The organism is Falsigemmobacter faecalis, assembly GCF_003863335.1.
Classification (GTDB): domain Bacteria; phylum Pseudomonadota; class Alphaproteobacteria; order Rhodobacterales; family Rhodobacteraceae; genus Wagnerdoeblera; species Wagnerdoeblera faecalis.
Map to the genome: position 1 here is coordinate 72,750 of NZ_RRAZ01000004.1, position 14,789 is coordinate 87,538.

Here is a 14,789-nt window from a genome sequence, read left to right on the forward strand (position 1 = left end):
GCGTTCAGTGATGGGCGTGGGGGTCTTTGCCCTTTGCGCCCGGCTCGGGCTTTTTCGGGGCCTCGACCGCGAAATCCACCGCCACACGACCGGCTTTTTCAAAGACCAGCGTGCCCGGAAGCTTCGCCCCGGCCTCAAGGCCCGACTTCAGGCCCATGAACATCACGTGATAGCCGCCGCGCTCAAAGGTCACGGTCTCACCGGGGGGCAGATCGATCGCCTCAACATGGACCATTTTCGCCGAACCATCGGTGCCATGCTCGGTGATATGGACCTCGGCGCGTTCGGCAAAATCCACCTCGACGCCGATCAGGCGATCCGCCTGCAGGCCAGTATTGGTCACCGCGAAAAAGCCCCCGGCACTCATGGCGCGGGTGAGGGGCTGGGGGATGGCCGGATGGGCAATCGCCAGATCACCGGCTTTATAGTCATGGGCGGCGGCAGGAACGGCCAGCAGGGCAGCAAGGGCGAGGCCACGGGTCAGATTGGAAAACATAAGATTTATCCGTCACAAAGGCGGCGCAGGGCCGCGGGCTTTCGGGGCGTGTCAGATCGTCCGAAAATCCCCCGGTGGTGCCCTGATCGCCCCCGGCCCGGTGGCGCGCAAAGCAACCTCGCGGAGCGAAGGCCGCACCTCTACCACCGCCAAAAGCCGCAGCGGCGGCGCAGAGAAAACCGCAGCCGGCCCCTGCAGGGTCCAGACCGTCTGCGGCAGACAGGCGTGACAGGGCGCAGCGCTGCCATCCTCCATCCCGCAGAGATCCTCCGGCGCGGCCCCGGCCAGAAGCGCCTCTGCGATCTGAAGTTCCATCAAAGAGGGCGCAACATGACGCGGCCCCGCCATCAGCGCCAAAAGCAGCGCCGGAAGGGCAAGCAGCGGCACAAGCCGACGGAGGCGTGGAAGCAGCATCATGCCCGATCTCTGCGCCGGACCGGCGATAAAATCAAGAGGAGGCCTGTTCACAGCGACCCTGCGCCGGGCCACGCCTCTCTGACGCAGAGCAGATCACCTGCCAAGCCTCGCCACAGTCAAAGCCCTGATCACGGCATGGGACGGGAACCGGGTTGGGCATGTCACATGCGTGATGCAAAGATCTCACGCAGCCTTTAGCGCAGCCCTGCAGCAGACGCCGCTTCAGGGCCCCATGACCTGGGCTGCGACCCGGGGCGAGGCGGCCATATCTTCCAGCGTCAGCGATTCGATGATCAGCAGATAGGACCAGAACACTTCGGCAAAAACCTTGCGGATGCGGCAGGCGGCCTCATCGGCGCAATCCTCGCAGCGCTGGTAGTAATTGCGCGAAAGGCAGGGCAGCGGCGCGATGGGGCCGTCGATCAACCGCAATAATTCGGCGATCTGGATCTCGACCGGGCGCTTCAGCAGCAGATAGCCGCCCGAGCGGCCCCGGATTGAGGTGATGATCCCGGCATTGCGCACTTCCAGCAGGATATGCTCAAGAAAGCGCTTCGGCGTTGAGGAGCGGCGGGCGATTTCTTCAATGGTCAGCGGCTCAGGCCGCTCGCGTGCGGCCTCATCGGCCAGCACCAGCAGCGCCTTGAGGGCATATTTCATCTTCTGCGTAATCATTGCGCCGCCCGTGCTCTGCGTGCCCCTTTCCGGTCACGCCTCCCCGTTCCGAATGCCCGCTTTCCCATGGCCTGACCAGCCCTTTTGGCAAAAAGAGTAAAGCGGTGACCGCCGGGCTGCCCTGCGCCCGGCGGTCGGGAGGTTACAGCCCGGCGCGCAATGCGCGGCTGATGACGATATTCTGCACCTCTCCGGTGCCATCCATACATTCAGTCACCCGCACACCATTGAGCTGCCGCGGCAGGCTGCTGCCCCGTTTCAGCGCATTGGCCCCAAGCGCGCGCATGGCCTGGCTGATCCCCTCAAAGGCGGTGCGGCAGGCGTATTTCTTGGCATGGGCCGTCAGCGCCGCCACGGGCTGGCCGCTCTCAAAGGGGCGTGCCGCCTGAAAGGTCAGCGCGCGGCTGGCCTCCAGCCCGGTGGCCACATCCGCGAGGGTAAATCCCATCGCCTGATGCTCGATCACCGCACGGCCAAAGGTCTGCCGCCCGGCCGCATAAGAAATCGCCACATCCAGCGCCCCGGCCAGCGCGCCATTGCACATGGCCGCCACGCCAAGACGGGCCACATCAATGCCATACATCGCCGCGCGAAAGGCGGTGCCGGTGGCAAAGGCCACATCCTCGTCAGACAGCGCGATATCCTGAAAGCGCGCATCCGTGGTGCCCATGGCCATATTGCCGGTCAGATCCAGCGGATCAGAGGTAGAAAGCCCCGCCATATCGCGGCGCAGGATCACCGCATTGATCCCCTTTGCGCCGCTGCCAGCCTCGGTCTGACAGAAGGTCGCGAAGACATCGGCCCATTTGCCATTGGTCACCCAGGCCTTCTCACCGCTGAGGCGGTAGCCGCCCGCCACCGGCGTGGCCGCGCAGGTGATGGCGGTCGCATCGGTGCCGGTCTGCGGCTCTGTCAGCAGGAAAGCCCCGATGCTTTCGCCGCTCATCAGGCCCGGCAGGATGCGGTCACGCAAAGCGGCATTGGGCGAGAGCGAGGTGGCAATGGTCACTGCCGTATGCACCGCCAGCGCACAGGTGAAACCGATGTCGCGCCGCGCCAGTTCCTCATAGCAGCGCAGCAGCGTGGCGACACTTTCGCCATGCCCGCCAAGCGCCTGCGGCACGAGGATCGGCGCCACCAGCGGGATGATCCGGCGCAGCGCCGCCTCGGGCGAGGCGGTGCCACGGTCCCAGGCCTCACCCAAACGGCTGAGTTCGCCCTCAGCAAAATCGCGGGCCGCCTTCACCCGATCTTCATTCACCATCCCCTCCGGATGGCACAGTAACTTATAGCTCATATCCCCTCCCTGCCCCTCGCAGTTCTGCGCCAGTTTCCGCCAGGGCGGAGGGTCTTGCAATCGCAGGCAGGTTCAGCCGAGCGCCAGATCGCCGCTTATGACGCCCTCCAGGACCAGAAGCTGCCTTTTGACCTCAATACCGCCGGCAAAGCCCGTCAGGCTGCCATTGCCGCCGATCACCCGGTGGCAGGGCACCAGAATCGGCAAAGGGTTGCGGCCGTTAGCAGCCCCCACCGCCCGCGCGGCACCGGGCTGGCCCAGATCACGGGCCAGATCGCTGTAACTGCGGGTCTGCCCCCAGGGGATCGCGCGCAAAAGCGCCCAGACGCGGTGCTGAAACGCCGTCCCCTCTGGTGCCAGCGGCAGATCAAAGCTGCGCAGCTCTCCGGCGAAATAGGCGGCAAGCTGCGCGCGCAAAGCCTCAAAGCCCGAGGCCTCCGCGCGCCAGTCCGGCTGCGGGCCGCGCGCGGTTTTTCCGCTGGCGAACTGCAGCTCGCAGAGGCCCTCTTCGCCCGCAACGGCCAGCAGATCCCCGATGGGGGTGGCAATGCGCGTCCAGTGCTTTGGCATGTGAGACCTCTTTCCCCCGCAGTCGCACCACTCTGTCAAAGCCAGGCCCCTCGCGCAATCGGGCTTGCCCTGGCCCCCCTGCCTGGGATCTATAAGAGCATGCGACAGGCTCTCTATATCGGTTCCCGGATCACCCTTTTCGGCGCGGGCCTGGCCACCGCCCTTTGGGGCTGGTCGCAGCAACCCCTGACAGCCGCCCTGGTTGAGCGCAGCGCAGAAAGTGCCGGCCGCGCGATTGAGGCCGCTTTTCAGCGCAGTTTCACCCCTGAGGAAGCCGCAGCCCGCATCCGCAGCGCCCTCGCGGCAGACGACGCGTTCCGCGCCCTCTGGCTTGCGGATCTGGCGGAGGAGGAGGCCATCGCCCTGCCCCCGGACGTGAACCTTGAGATTGAGGCGCTGCGCGCGTCGCGCGAGGGGGTGATGGCGGGGGCAAAGGACTGCGCGGTCTGCGCCTGGGATATCCGCGCCTGTGCCAGCCTCTCTGAGATCGCCTTTTGCGCGCTGCCGGTGGAGATGACCCCCTTGGGCGATCTGAACGCCCTGCGCCGTCAGGGGGCCAATGCGCTCGCGGGCCAGGAGGTGGATCAGCTGGAAACCGGGCTCGCGCTGGTGGGGCTGGCGGCGACCTCGGCTCTTTTGGTGACGGGCGGCGGATCGGCGCTTGTGAAGGCCGGAGCCACGGCCCTGCGCGGCGCAAAGCGGCTGGGCAGTCTGACGCCGGGTGTGGCGCGGATGATCAGCGGCCTTGGCGATCTGCCGATCCGCTGGTCCGCCGTGCTGCGCGGCGCACCGCTGGATGAGATCACCGATGCCGCAAGGCTGACCCGGGTGACGGATATGGCTGCGGATATCGGTCGGATCGCGGGCAATACCTCGGCGGCTGAGACGCTGCTGGTGCTGCGCCATGTGGAGACGGCAGAGGATGCGGCGCGGCTGGCGCGGGTCTCGGATGTGGCGAAGGCGAAGACCACGTCCCGGCTGGAAGTCCTTGGAAAATCGCGGATCTTTCGCGCCACCCTGCGGCTTTCAGACACTGCAATTGCAGCCTTTGCAGCACTCTGGGCCGGGATCACCGGGCTTTTAAGCCTGGTGGCAGGCTGGCTGATGCAGGGGGTTTTGAAGCTTCTGAGACCCCCGCCACAGCGGCGCGGCTGGCGGTAAAGACAAAGCCCGCAGCGGCGCTGCGGGCTTTTCAGGGATCTTACCCGGCTGCGTTTGCGGCGGCCTCTTCGGCCTCTTCGGCTTCTTTTGCGGCCTCAAGTTCAGCGGCCTTTTTCTCAACCTGGCCGACGATGTGATCCACCATCGCCTCATTGGACAGCTTGTGGCTTTGGCGTCCGGCGAGATAAACCATCCCGCTGCCCGCGCCGCCGCCGGTAAAGCCGATGTCGGTCATCAGCGCCTCCCCCGGGCCATTGACCACGCAGCCGATGATCGAAAGGCTCATGGAGGTGGTGACATGGGCCAGACGCTCTTCCAGCGTCGAGACGGTTTTGATGACGTCAAAGCCCTGACGCGCGCAGGAGGGGCAGGAAATAATGGTCACGCCGCGGTGGCGCAGACCCAGAGATTTCAGGATCTCAAAGCCGACCTTCACCTCTTCGACCGGATCCGCCGAAAGCGAGACGCGGATCGTATCGCCAATCCCCATCCACAAAAGAGTGCCCAGACCAATCGCCGATTTCACGGTGCCGGAAACCAGGCCCCCGGCCTCAGTAATCCCAAGATGAATCGGCGCATCGGTGGCATCGGCCAGCTGCTGATAAGCGGCGGCAGCCATGAACACATCCGAGGCTTTGACCGAGATTTTATACTCGCGGAAGTCGTTGTCTTCGAGCAGGCGGATATGTTCGAGCCCCGATTCCACCATCGCATCCGGGCAGGGTTCGCCATATTTATCAAGGAGATGCTTCTCCAGAGAACCCGCGTTCACCCCGATACGGATCGAGCAGCCGTGGTCCTTGGCGGCCTGAACCACCTCGCGCACCCGGCTCGCATCGCCGATATTGCCCGGGTTGATGCGCAGGCAGGCGGCCCCCGCCTCAGCGGCCTCAATGGCGCGTTTGTAGTGGAAATGGATATCCGCCACGATCGGCACCGGGCTTTCGGCACAGATCTCGCGCAGCGCCTTGGTCGAGGCCACATCGGGGGTCGAGACCCGCACGATATCGGCACCCGCAGCGGCCGCGCGCTGGATCTGCTCGATCGTCGCCTTCACGTCAGAGGTGATGGTATTGGTCATCGTCTGGACGGAAATCGGCGCATCGCCCCCGACCAGAACTTTACCCACCCGGATCTGACGGGATTTACGGCGCTCAATATTGCGCCAGGGGCGGACGGGGTTGAGAGACATCGGCGGCTCCGTTGCAGGCTGCGCCCGTGACATAGCCCCGGGCGCCCTGTCAGACAAGGCCGCGGCCGGTCACAGAGGGCTTATCAGGGGTTACTCAGCGGTTTCAGCCGCGCCACCGGGCGTCAGATAGCGCTCCTGCACCAGCTCAACCACGCGGGCGACGTCGGGTTTGGCGGTCAGATCGACCTCAGCGAAGCTGCCCTCAAGCTTTTCGGGCGAGAGCGCGAGATTGCTCACAACCTGCGCCCCGGCAGCGGCCGGACCATAGGCCTTGCCCTTCACCATGAAGTAGACCGCGCCCGAGTTGCCCGCCCGCAGGGTCGGCGGCGCATCGGACTGCGGCACGACATAGCTTTTGCCGGTATCGAGGATCTGTTCAAAAAGCACGGTGCCGTCCGCGGCTCTGACGCGCATCCAGGCGGGCTTTACGGCGATGATCTCAACCGCAGGCGCAGCCTCTGCCAGCACTTTGACCGGGGTGCTTTCCAGAACTTCCGCCGGGGTCCCGGCGGTCGGGGCCTGATTTTGCGCCAGGGCCTCTGCCCGCTCGGTGATGATGGCGGCGATGGGGCCATCGCGCGAGACAAGCTGCGGCACCTCCAGCGCCTGGGGGCGGTAAAGCCGGCCCAGAGCCTCAGCAGTCGGGGCCTGAGCCACCGGATCCGAATCAGCGACCTGCAAAATGGCACCCGGGGTGACATCGCCCAGCGGATCAACCGAGACCACGACTTCAGGAGACTGCTCAACCGGGGCGACATGCACGCGCTGCACTTCGCGCAGCACCGACCAGCCGCCGTAGCCAATGCCGCCGATCAGCGCCAGCAGCACCAGCACCGAGCCTGCGGCCCCCGGCTCAATCCGGCTGGTCCAGCTGGGGCCACGGGGCACAAAAAGCGCATCCGGATGGCCAAGCGCCTCCAGCCCGGTCGGGCGCGGACGGGCCTGACGCGGCCGCGCCGCAGGGCTGCTGCCCCCTAAGGTTTTGGGAATAGGGCTGAAATTCGCTTCCGTGCAGAACTGACGGTAAGCCGCATCCGGGTCCATGCCCAGATAGCGCGCATAGGACCGCACATAGCCCGCCACGAAACCCGGAGTCTCAAAGACCGAGACATCGGCGTTTTCAATGGCGGCGATAACGGTGGCTTTGATCTTCAGTTCACGCTGAACATCGAGCAGCGACTTCCCCATCGTGGCGCGTTCACCGCGCATAAGGTCGCCCAGCCGAAGGTCATAGGCATCAAAGCCCTTCGGCTGCTGCTCAGGTTGCGAAGAAGGTTTCACCTTCCGCCAGATCATACGGCCTGCCCCATCCGGTATTCTGCCGCCCGCGATCATAGCTTCGCCGCGAGTCGGCTTTCGTGAACATGTGAGGCTTTTCTAACACAGCCCTGTAAAGACTGCACTCGGAGAATTGATCTCAGGCCGAAGCTTCGGCGCGATTCAGCGCACAGTGTGACCAGAGCGAATCCATCGCGCGAATCAGCGAATCGATCTCTTTCGCGCCATGCACCGGCGAGGGGGTAAAGCGCAGACGCTCGGTCCCGCGCGGCACGGTGGGGTAATTAATCGGCTGAACGTAAACGCCAAAACGCTCCAGCAGCATGTCCGAGAGCATCTTGCAATGCACCGGATCGCCGACGTGAACCGGCACGATATGGCTGCCATGATCAATGATCGGCAGGCCCAGACCGCGCAGACGCAGCTTCAGGATTTTCGCCTGGGTCTGGTGCTCTTCACGAAGCTTCACGCCGCCGTCACCTTTCAGAAAGGCGATTGAGGCCGCAGCCCCGGCCGCCACGACCGGCGGCAGCGAGGTGGTGAAGATGAAACCCGGCGCATAAGAACGGATCGCATCGACCATTTTTTCCGAGGCCGCGATATAGCCGCCAAAGACGCCAAAGGCCTTGCCGAGCGTCGCGTTGATCATATCCACGCGGTGCATCTGGTTGTCGCGTTCCGCCACACCGGCGCCGCGCGGGCCGTACATGCCAACGGCATGCACTTCGTCGAGATAGGTCAGCGCGTTAAACTCTTCTGCCAGATCGCAGACCTCTTTGATCGGGCCGAAATCGCCGTCCATCGAATAGACCGATTCAAAAGCGATCAGCTTCGGCGCGGCCGGATCATCGGCTTCCAGCAGCTGGCGCAGATGCGCGAGATCATTGTGACGCCAGATGCGCTTTTCACCGCCACCGCGACGCACGCCTTCGATCATCGAGGCATGGTTCAGCGCATCGGAATAGATGATGAGCCCCGGAAACAGCAGCCGCAGGGTCGAAAGCGTCGCATCATTGGCGATATAGGCCGAGGAAAACACCAGCGCCGCTTCTTTGCGGTGCAGATCGGCGATCTCAGCTTCAAGGCGCTTGTGATAGACAGTAGTGCCCGAGATGTTGCGCGTGCCGCCCGAGCCTGCGCCGGTGGCATCCAGCGCCTCATGCATCGCCGTGAGAACCGCCGGGTGCTGCCCCATGCCGAGATAGTCATTGCCACACCAGACAGTGACAGCCTGCTCTGCCCCATCGGGACGGCGCCAGACGGCATGCGGGTAGTGACCCTTCCTGCGCTCCAGATCGATGAAAGTGCGGTAACGGCCCTCTTCGTGCAGACGGTTGAGGGCGGTATCCAGAGCGCTGTTATAGTCCATCTATCGACTCCGTGGCTTCCTGCGACACGGGCTCTTTGCCGTGTTTGCCGGGCTTCGGCCTTGACCTTAATCAAATTATTTCAAGCGGGACCTGGACATATTGCCACTCCGCGCCCTCTTCCGCTAGTCCGCTTTGCCCTGAGGGTCAACCAGGCCCTTAGGATGACGGGGCCACTTCCAGCACCAGAAGGCAGTCTTTTTTGCCCTTCCGGGCCGCATTACACTCCCGAAGTGCCGCCGCGCGCGCCGCATCGCGGGTCTCCAGATCCGAGAGCGCCGCCGCTGAGGCCGCGGGTTGTCCGCCGCGGATAAATCCGTCATCGGGCGAGACCGCCATGGCCGAATAGCGCCCGGGCTTGGTCACGAACAACGCCAGCGCCTGCTCATTGGTTGCCACCATTTGCAGCGTGGTCTTTTCCTCGTCGCTCAGAAAGGCGTGGTCATAGACCGTGACGGTCTGTGCGCCAAGGCGGTAGGCCTTGCCGCGCACTTCCTGCGCCTGCAGAGGGGAAAGGGTCACAAGGCCAAGCGCCAGGGCAGCAACAAGCGGTTTCATCTCGGCTAAGCTCCGGGAAAAGATAACAGACGCCAATCTTACCGTCTTCGCCGCCGCATGGACAGCCCCTGCGCAGCGGTCTAGCCTGCCGCCATCCAAGAGACCCCCGAAGGAGGCTGAGATGACCCTCGCACCCGTCCTCGACCGGATTGACGCCGATCTGCCCGAAGCCCTTGAGCGGCTGAAAGATCTGCTGCGCATCCCCTCAATTTCCACCGATCCGGCCTTTAAGGCCGATTGCGACCGCACCGCCGACTGGCTGGTCGCCGATCTCGCCTCCATGGGCTTTGAGGCCTCCAAGCGCCCGACGCCGGGTCACCCGATGGTGGTGGCGAAATACAAAGGCCCCGAGGGTGCGCCGCATCTGCTGTTCTACGGCCATTATGACGTGCAGCCGGTCGATCCGCTGGAGCTGTGGGACAATGACCCCTTCGATCCGCAGATCGAAGATCTCGGCGACAAAAAAGTGATCCGCGGTCGCGGCACCGCCGATGACAAAGGCCAGCTGATGACCTTTGTAGAGGCCTTCCGCGCCTGGATTGCCGAACATGGCAGTCTGCCGCTGACCGTCACGGTCTTCCTCGAAGGCGAGGAAGAATCAGGCTCGCCCTCGCTCATTCCCTTCCTCAAAGAGAACGCGGAAGAGCTGAAAGCCGATCTGGCGGTGATCTGCGACACCGGGCTTTACGATGGCCGTGTGCCCTCGATCACCACCATGCTGCGCGGGCTGCTGGGCGAAGAGCTGACGATCAAAGCCGCCAGCCGCGATCTGCACTCGGGGTCTTACGGCGGTGTGGCGATGAACCCGATCCGGGTTCTGGCCGATATCATCGACAGCCTGCATGACGATCAGGGCCGCATCACCATTGAAGGCTTCTACGACGATGTGCCCGAGCTTTCGGAAGAACTTCGCCAGCAATGGCAGGGCCTTGGCTTTGATCACTCGCGCTTCCTCGGCGATGTCGGCCTCTCGCGCCCGGCGGGCGAACAGGACCGCACGCCTCTTGAGATGATCTGGTCGCGCCCGACCTGCGAAGTGAACGGCATCTGGGGCGGCTATACCGGCGCAGGTTTCAAAACCGTGCTGCCGGCTGAGGCCCATGCCAAGATCAGCTTCCGCCTGGTCGGTCAGCAGGATCCGGTGAAACTGCGCGAGGCCTTCCGCGCCCATGTCCAGGCCCGCCTGCCCGCAGATGTTGAGGTCGAGTTCCACGACCATTCCAGCAGCCCGGCCTCGGTGATGACCATCACTGACCCGGCTTTTGAGAAGTCGCTGCAGGCCCTGACTGAGGAATGGCAGATCCCCGCCGCCTATACCGGCGCCGGTGGCTCAATCCCGATCGCGGGCTATTTCAAAACCTGGCTTGGTATGGATGCCATGCTGATCGGCTTTGGCCGCGACGACGACCAGATCCACTCGCCGAATGAGAAATACGACCTCGAGAGCTTCCACAAAGGCACCCGCTCCTGGGCGCGGATCCTCGACAAACTGGCTGCAAAATGAAGAAAGGCCCCGCGAAAGCGGGGCCTTTTCACCAGATGCCAGAGGAATGCCCGGATTCGGTCGCAATCATCCTTAATCCTCTCCGCAGGAGGAGACAGGATGATCCAGAAAATCTGCGTGATGACCGATGGCGATAATATCAGCGCGAAATACGCCGCCGATATCCTGAAGGCAGCCAATACCGAGGGGCAGTTGATCGCCTGCCGGGTCTATACGGACGCGACGAAAGCCAATGGCTGGGCCAGCACCCCGGGCTATCGGCTGGTCCACTCAGGCGCCGGGAAGAATGCCGCCGATATTCTCATGGCGCTTGATGCGGTGGATCTCTGCCTGACGAAAAATGTCATGACCTTCCTGATCGCAAGCTCGGATGGCGATTTCACGCATCTCGCCACCCGCCTGCGGGAATATGGCGCGAAGGTGGTGGGCATCGGTGAGGCAAAGGCCCCTGCCGTTTACAGAGCTGCCTGTTCCAAATTCCTCGAAATGAAGCCCATAGCACCAGCCGTCACCGTAACTGCGCCGCCTCAGGCACCTAAGCCGAAGAAAGTTGCGGCGACCCCACAACTCTCACTGCTCGACAGCCAGATACACCGGCTCATCCAGGAAAGTCCTCAGGGGCCAGGCGAGATGACCTATGGTGCTTTTTGCGGCCTCATGCGGGCAACCTATGACATAACCCCAAAAGATCTGTCAGAGACGGATTGGCGGAGCTATCTGCAAAGTCGGCCAAAACTCTACTTCGTCTCCCCGAAAGGAGCCGAAGCGGTCGTCAGGCTGACATCGAAGCCTCTGCCGAACGCGGCTCACTCTGCCGGATAATGATCCCGCTTCGGGGCCGAGCGCTCATGCAGGCGCAAGGCCACATAGCCTGCGGCCACCACAAAGGCGGGCATAACGACAAAGGCGAGGATAAATCCGCTCATCTCCCCCCTCCAGGGACGCGTCTTGCCAGATAATGCAGGGCAAAACAGGCTGTACACCAACCCAAAGCTGCGATGAACATCAGCCAGACCGATAGGTTCTCCCTCAAATTTGAGATATTGCAGATATACCCTGCCAGCGGCGTGGCGATTCCCGCCGTGAAGCAGGCGGTGGACGCGCGATCAGGCGCATTGGCCAGAAGCTTCGTGCGCTCATTGTGAAGCATCCCGCACCCGCCCCGGTCTGCCCGGTAACGCCGTGCCCGAAAATGCAAAAAGCCGCCCCAAAGGACGGCTTTCGCTCAAAATCTGCAAGCCTCAGCTTACTTGATTTTGCCTTCTTTGTACTCGACGTGCTTGCGCACAACCGGGTCGTACTTGTTGACCGTCATTTTCTCAGTCATCGTACGTGCGTTTTTCTTGGTCACATAGAAGTGGCCGGTGCCCGCCGAAGAGTTGAGGCGGATTTTGATCGTGGTCGGCTTCGCCATAGTCGTGTCTCCTTCAAGCGGTCAGCCGCCGCTCAAGGCGCGCGATACCCGCAAATTCTGAACCCTGCCTTTGCCCTTTCACCGGGACAGAGTCAAGCGGGCTCTGTGGATAAATCAGGCTTTCGGTGCCGCTTTTCCCAAAGAAAGATGGATGCCCGCGACGGTTGCGGCATCCAGTCCCATGCCGCGCGCAAGCGAAGCCAGAAACTGCGTCTCCGAAGGACCATCGGTGCGGACCGTCATGGCCGCGGCCGAATAGACCTGGGTCTTCACCGCATCCGAGGCATCCCGCGCCAGCGCCAGCGCATCGACCGGTGCCGACATCTGCTCTTCGACAAAGGCGCGTTCTTCGGCCGAGGCCTCTTTCAGGTGATCCATAATCACCGCGCGCTCTTCATCGTCGATAACGCCGTCCGCCCGGGCTGCCTGGATCATCGCCCGGATCATCAGCCGCGCATTGGCCTCAGCGGTTTCCGTGGCCACGGAAGTGCCGGTGATCTGGTCGATCATCCCCGTCATACCTGAAGCGGCAGCAGCGCCCATCCCGGTCAGGGTGCCGACAATGCCACCCGCACCTGCGCCCAGACGACCCAGCACCTGCTCGGCCTGTTCGGCCAGACCAGCGGTCTGCGGGTTCTTCTTCAGCGCATCCTGCACTGCGCCCAAGCCCCCGGCCTGTTTCACTTTGCCGTAGCCTTTGACAGCAGCAACACCCAGGGCCAGCGTGGCAAGCGTGCGGACGAAACTCATAATGGCAATCCTCTCAAAAGATCCGGCGCAGCCGGGTTGCACTGACGGACACTCAACCGGAAGCACCCGCAACGGGTTCCCTCAACGCCCGAGCTTAACGGGCGATCCCGCGCTGTCATGCAAAAACTCTGTGACCGGGCAGCGGATGGCGAAATCCCCCCCATCGCCGGAACCACCGCCAGCAAGGCCCCGCAGCGCCAAAGCCTCCCTGCAAAAGCCGGCACCTTCGGCCAAAGATTAACCAATCGTTACTGCCAGCCAGAAGCTCCACCCTCCATGCAGAACTGCCGCCCGCAGGATGTTCTGACAGTAAGACGGACAACACCGGCTTTTGCCCTTATCGCAGGGGCTCTGATACTACCGCCCCCTGAGGCCATGACTCAAAGCCGCAATGGCTGCGTGATCAAAGGCAGGATCAACACTCCGGATGAGCGGATCTGCCATCTGCCGGACAGTCACTATCATGACCACACCCGCATCAGCACCGCTCATGGCGCGCGCTGGTTCCGCTCTGAACAGGAAGCCCGCGCCGCCGGACGCGCAAATAAACGGGGCCTCAGCCCCGGATCTGTCTGCAGAAAAAGAAGATTTGCGCGGAAGGCCTGTAAGCCGGATTCTGTCCAAGGGGTTGCCCCCTCTGGATGACCATTCCTCTTGTCCCGCCATTACTGACGGGCTTTAGCTGCCAACCCGGACCTCTCGGGCTGAAGTGTCCCTGCGGCGGTCTCGGTTGCCCGACCCTGGCCCGCGCGAGGTCCCTATTCGGCATTGCTCCGGGTGGGGCTTGCCGTGCCGTCCCGGTTGCCCGGTCCGCGGTGGGCTCTTACCCCACCGTTTCACCCTTACCCTGCAAGCAGGGCGGTCTCGTTCTCTGTGGCGCTTTCCCTGGGGTTACCCCCGCCGGGCGTTACCCGGCACCCTTACTTCATGGAGTCCGGACTTTCCTCGTGTGACGCAGTTTCCCTCACGGGACCCGCAGCCACACGCGGTCATCCGGCCTTCCGCGCGAGAGGGGGCATACGCCCCCCCAAAGCCCGCGTCAACCGCAGCACCGCGAAATTCGCTTTGGCTTTTCTGAAATACTCCCGGGCGGGGTCCGGGGAGGGCAGGCAGCCCTCCCCGGCGCTCTCCCGCACGTCCTGCCGCTGCCAGGAAAACCCGCGGCGGCCTCAGACCGCAGGCTTCAACAGCTGATCCATCATCGCTGAGGGCTGCGCACAGCCCGCCTCCCCCACGACCTTCGCAGGCACACCCGCCACCGTGGTGCAGGCCGGCACATCCGCCAGAACCACAGAGCCTGCCGCCACGCGGGAGCAGTGCCCGACCGAGATATTCCCCAGAATGCTCGCCCCGGCCCCCAGCAGAACGCCATCCGCAATCTTCGGATGACGGTCGCCATCCGACTTGCCCGTGCCCCCCAGCGTCACCGAATGCAGCATCGAGACATTGTCGCCGACCACTGCGGTCTCACCGATCACAATGGAATGGGCGTGATCAATCATAATCCCGCGCCCGACACGCGCCGCCGGGTGGATATCCACCCCAAAGACCTCAGAGACGCGCATCTGCACAAAATAAGCCAGATCCGTCCGCCCCACGCTCCACAGCCAATGCGCCACGCGGTAGCATTGCAGCGCCTGAAACCCTTTGAAAAACAAAAGCGGCTGGATAAAGCGGTGGCAGGCCGGATCGCGCTCGTAAACCGCCACCAGATCCGCCCGCGCCGCCTGGGCCAGTTCGCGGTCCGCCGCATAGGCCTCATCGGCCACCTCGCGCAGGATCTGCTCGCTCATCTCACCCGAGGCGAGTTTCAGCGCGAAACGGTAAGCCAGCGCGCCCTGAAAACTGCTGTGATGCAAAATACCGCCATGGATCAGCCCGCCAAGCCTCGGCTCCTGCCGAACGGCCTCACGCGCCTCCTCACAAAGGCGATCCCAGACCGGGTCAAGAGTGGCAAGACGGACCTTGGTCTCAGACATGGCAGGCTCCTTTGGATGGCCCCGTTTAACAGATCCCGCAGAGGGAAAGAAGCCGCGCCAGGGGCGGCTGCGGCAATTGTTCCCTCTGCGGATACCGGAGAAAAGCCTTTTTGGGTCGCAAAACAAGGGCC

15 protein-coding genes, 1 other RNA gene and 1 pseudogene are annotated in these 14,789 nt (G+C 63.4%); 4 read left to right on the forward strand and 13 right to left on the reverse strand.

Annotated elements, in window-relative coordinates; all coding sequences use genetic code 11:
* Positions 1-4: 4 nt before the first annotated feature.
* From EG244_RS03630 to EG244_RS03650, 5 genes are all read right to left on the reverse strand, one after another.
* Positions 5-496, reverse strand: coding sequence for a copper chaperone PCu(A)C (locus EG244_RS03630; protein ID WP_124963650.1), 492 nt, complete (start codon positions 494-496; stop codon positions 5-7).
* Between the two features lie 51 nt (positions 497-547).
* Positions 548-913: a hypothetical protein gene (locus tag EG244_RS03635; RefSeq protein WP_124963651.1), complete on the reverse strand. Its 366-nt coding sequence runs from the start codon at positions 911-913 to the stop codon at positions 548-550.
* Between the two features lie 222 nt (positions 914-1,135).
* Positions 1,136-1,588 (reverse strand): RrF2 family transcriptional regulator, encoded by a 453-nt coding sequence (locus tag EG244_RS03640; protein ID WP_124963652.1) that lies wholly within the window; start codon positions 1,586-1,588, stop codon positions 1,136-1,138.
* Between the two features lie 142 nt (positions 1,589-1,730).
* Positions 1,731-2,885 (reverse strand): acyl-CoA dehydrogenase family protein, encoded by a 1,155-nt coding sequence (locus EG244_RS03645; protein ID WP_124963653.1) that lies wholly within the window; start codon positions 2,883-2,885, stop codon positions 1,731-1,733.
* Between the two features lie 72 nt (positions 2,886-2,957).
* A complete protein-coding gene (locus EG244_RS03650; protein ID WP_124963654.1) occupies positions 2,958-3,455 on the reverse strand; it encodes a methylated-DNA--[protein]-cysteine S-methyltransferase in 498 nt (165 codons plus the stop codon).
* Positions 3,456-3,554: 99 nt separating this feature from the next.
* On the opposite strand from EG244_RS03650, the gene EG244_RS03655 reads away from it, so the two are divergent.
* A complete protein-coding gene (locus EG244_RS03655) occupies positions 3,555-4,616 on the forward strand; it encodes an ACP S-malonyltransferase (protein ID WP_124963655.1) in 1,062 nt (353 codons plus the stop codon).
* A gap of 40 nt (positions 4,617-4,656) precedes the next feature.
* Here the strand turns inward: EG244_RS03655 and ispG are convergent, their stop codons facing one another.
* The 4 genes from ispG to EG244_RS03675 form a co-directional block, all read right to left on the reverse strand.
* Entirely contained in the window at positions 4,657-5,808 is a 1,152-nt protein-coding gene (gene ispG, locus EG244_RS03660; RefSeq protein ID WP_124963656.1) for a flavodoxin-dependent (E)-4-hydroxy-3-methylbut-2-enyl-diphosphate synthase, read from the reverse strand.
* A gap of 90 nt (positions 5,809-5,898) precedes the next feature.
* Complete coding sequence (locus EG244_RS03665) at positions 5,899-7,104, reverse strand: helix-turn-helix domain-containing protein (RefSeq protein WP_124963657.1); 1,206 nt, start codon at positions 7,102-7,104, stop codon at positions 5,899-5,901.
* 121 nt (positions 7,105-7,225) lie between these two features.
* Positions 7,226-8,455, reverse strand: a complete 1,230-nt coding sequence (gene hemA / locus EG244_RS03670; RefSeq protein ID WP_124963658.1) for a 5-aminolevulinate synthase — start codon at positions 8,453-8,455, stop codon at positions 7,226-7,228.
* Between the two features lie 157 nt (positions 8,456-8,612).
* Positions 8,613-9,011, reverse strand: a complete 399-nt coding sequence (locus EG244_RS03675; RefSeq protein WP_124963659.1) for a hypothetical protein — start codon at positions 9,009-9,011, stop codon at positions 8,613-8,615.
* Positions 9,012-9,132: 121 nt separating this feature from the next.
* Here EG244_RS03675 and EG244_RS03680 point away from each other — a divergent pair, with 121 nt between their 5' ends.
* Together EG244_RS03680 and EG244_RS03685 are read left to right on the forward strand one after the other, a co-directional pair.
* Complete coding sequence (locus tag EG244_RS03680; protein WP_124963660.1) at positions 9,133-10,515, forward strand: dipeptidase; 1,383 nt, start codon at positions 9,133-9,135, stop codon at positions 10,513-10,515.
* Positions 10,516-10,614: 99 nt separating this feature from the next.
* Positions 10,615-11,337 (forward strand): NYN domain-containing protein, encoded by a 723-nt coding sequence (locus EG244_RS03685; RefSeq protein ID WP_124963661.1) that lies wholly within the window; start codon positions 10,615-10,617, stop codon positions 11,335-11,337.
* Positions 11,338-11,761: 424 nt separating this feature from the next.
* Here EG244_RS03685 and rpmG read toward each other — a convergent pair whose 3' ends face one another.
* Positions 11,762-11,929 carry a 50S ribosomal protein L33 gene (rpmG, locus tag EG244_RS03695; protein ID WP_101752137.1) on the reverse strand — a complete coding sequence of 56 codons (168 nt, stop codon included), beginning with the start codon at positions 11,927-11,929 and terminating at the stop codon, positions 11,762-11,764.
* 114 nt (positions 11,930-12,043) lie between these two features.
* On the reverse strand, positions 12,044-12,679 hold the full coding sequence (locus EG244_RS03700; protein ID WP_124963663.1) for a DUF533 domain-containing protein: 636 nt from the start codon (positions 12,677-12,679) through the stop codon (positions 12,044-12,046).
* Positions 12,680-13,054: 375 nt separating this feature from the next.
* Between EG244_RS03700 and EG244_RS21635 the strand changes: the two are divergent.
* A pseudogene (locus tag EG244_RS21635) lies at positions 13,055-13,204 on the forward strand (thermonuclease family protein); the annotation flags it as partial.
* Between the two features lie 64 nt (positions 13,205-13,268).
* Here the strand turns inward: EG244_RS21635 and rnpB are convergent.
* Positions 13,269-13,684: RNase P RNA component class A (rnpB, locus tag EG244_RS03705), an RNA gene on the reverse strand.
* Positions 13,685-13,848: 164 nt separating this feature from the next.
* Entirely contained in the window at positions 13,849-14,658 is an 810-nt protein-coding gene (cysE, locus tag EG244_RS03710; protein ID WP_124963664.1) for a serine O-acetyltransferase, read from the reverse strand.
* Positions 14,659-14,789: the final 131 nt, after the last annotated feature.

Bases quoted from the DNA above. Each gene is read 5' to 3' on its own strand.
- rpmG (WP_101752137.1), bottom strand. From the start codon at position 11,929: ATGGCGAAGCCGACCACGATCAAAATCCGCCTCAACTCTTCGGCGGGC.
- cysE (WP_124963664.1), bottom strand. From the start codon at position 14,658: ATGTCTGAGACCAAGGTCCGTCTTGCCACTCTTGACCCGGTCTGGGAT.
- ispG (WP_124963656.1), bottom strand. From the start codon at position 5,808: ATGTCTCTCAACCCCGTCCGCCCCTGGCGCAATATTGAGCGCCGTAAA.
- EG244_RS03650 (WP_124963654.1), bottom strand. From the start codon at position 3,455: ATGCCAAAGCACTGGACGCGCATTGCCACCCCCATCGGGGATCTGCTG.
- EG244_RS03635 (WP_124963651.1), bottom strand. From the start codon at position 913: ATGATGCTGCTTCCACGCCTCCGTCGGCTTGTGCCGCTGCTTGCCCTT.
- EG244_RS03630 (WP_124963650.1), bottom strand. From the start codon at position 496: ATGTTTTCCAATCTGACCCGTGGCCTCGCCCTTGCTGCCCTGCTGGCC.
- EG244_RS03680 (WP_124963660.1), top strand. From the start codon at position 9,133: ATGACCCTCGCACCCGTCCTCGACCGGATTGACGCCGATCTGCCCGAA.
- EG244_RS03640 (WP_124963652.1), bottom strand. From the start codon at position 1,588: ATGATTACGCAGAAGATGAAATATGCCCTCAAGGCGCTGCTGGTGCTG.
- hemA (WP_124963658.1), bottom strand. From the start codon at position 8,455: ATGGACTATAACAGCGCTCTGGATACCGCCCTCAACCGTCTGCACGAA.
- EG244_RS03675 (WP_124963659.1), bottom strand. From the start codon at position 9,011: ATGAAACCGCTTGTTGCTGCCCTGGCGCTTGGCCTTGTGACCCTTTCC.
- EG244_RS03700 (WP_124963663.1), bottom strand. From the start codon at position 12,679: ATGAGTTTCGTCCGCACGCTTGCCACGCTGGCCCTGGGTGTTGCTGCT.
- EG244_RS03665 (WP_124963657.1), bottom strand. From the start codon at position 7,104: ATGATCTGGCGGAAGGTGAAACCTTCTTCGCAACCTGAGCAGCAGCCG.
- EG244_RS03645 (WP_124963653.1), bottom strand. From the start codon at position 2,885: ATGAGCTATAAGTTACTGTGCCATCCGGAGGGGATGGTGAATGAAGAT.
- EG244_RS03685 (WP_124963661.1), top strand. From the start codon at position 10,615: ATGATCCAGAAAATCTGCGTGATGACCGATGGCGATAATATCAGCGCG.
- EG244_RS03655 (WP_124963655.1), top strand. From the start codon at position 3,555: ATGCGACAGGCTCTCTATATCGGTTCCCGGATCACCCTTTTCGGCGCG.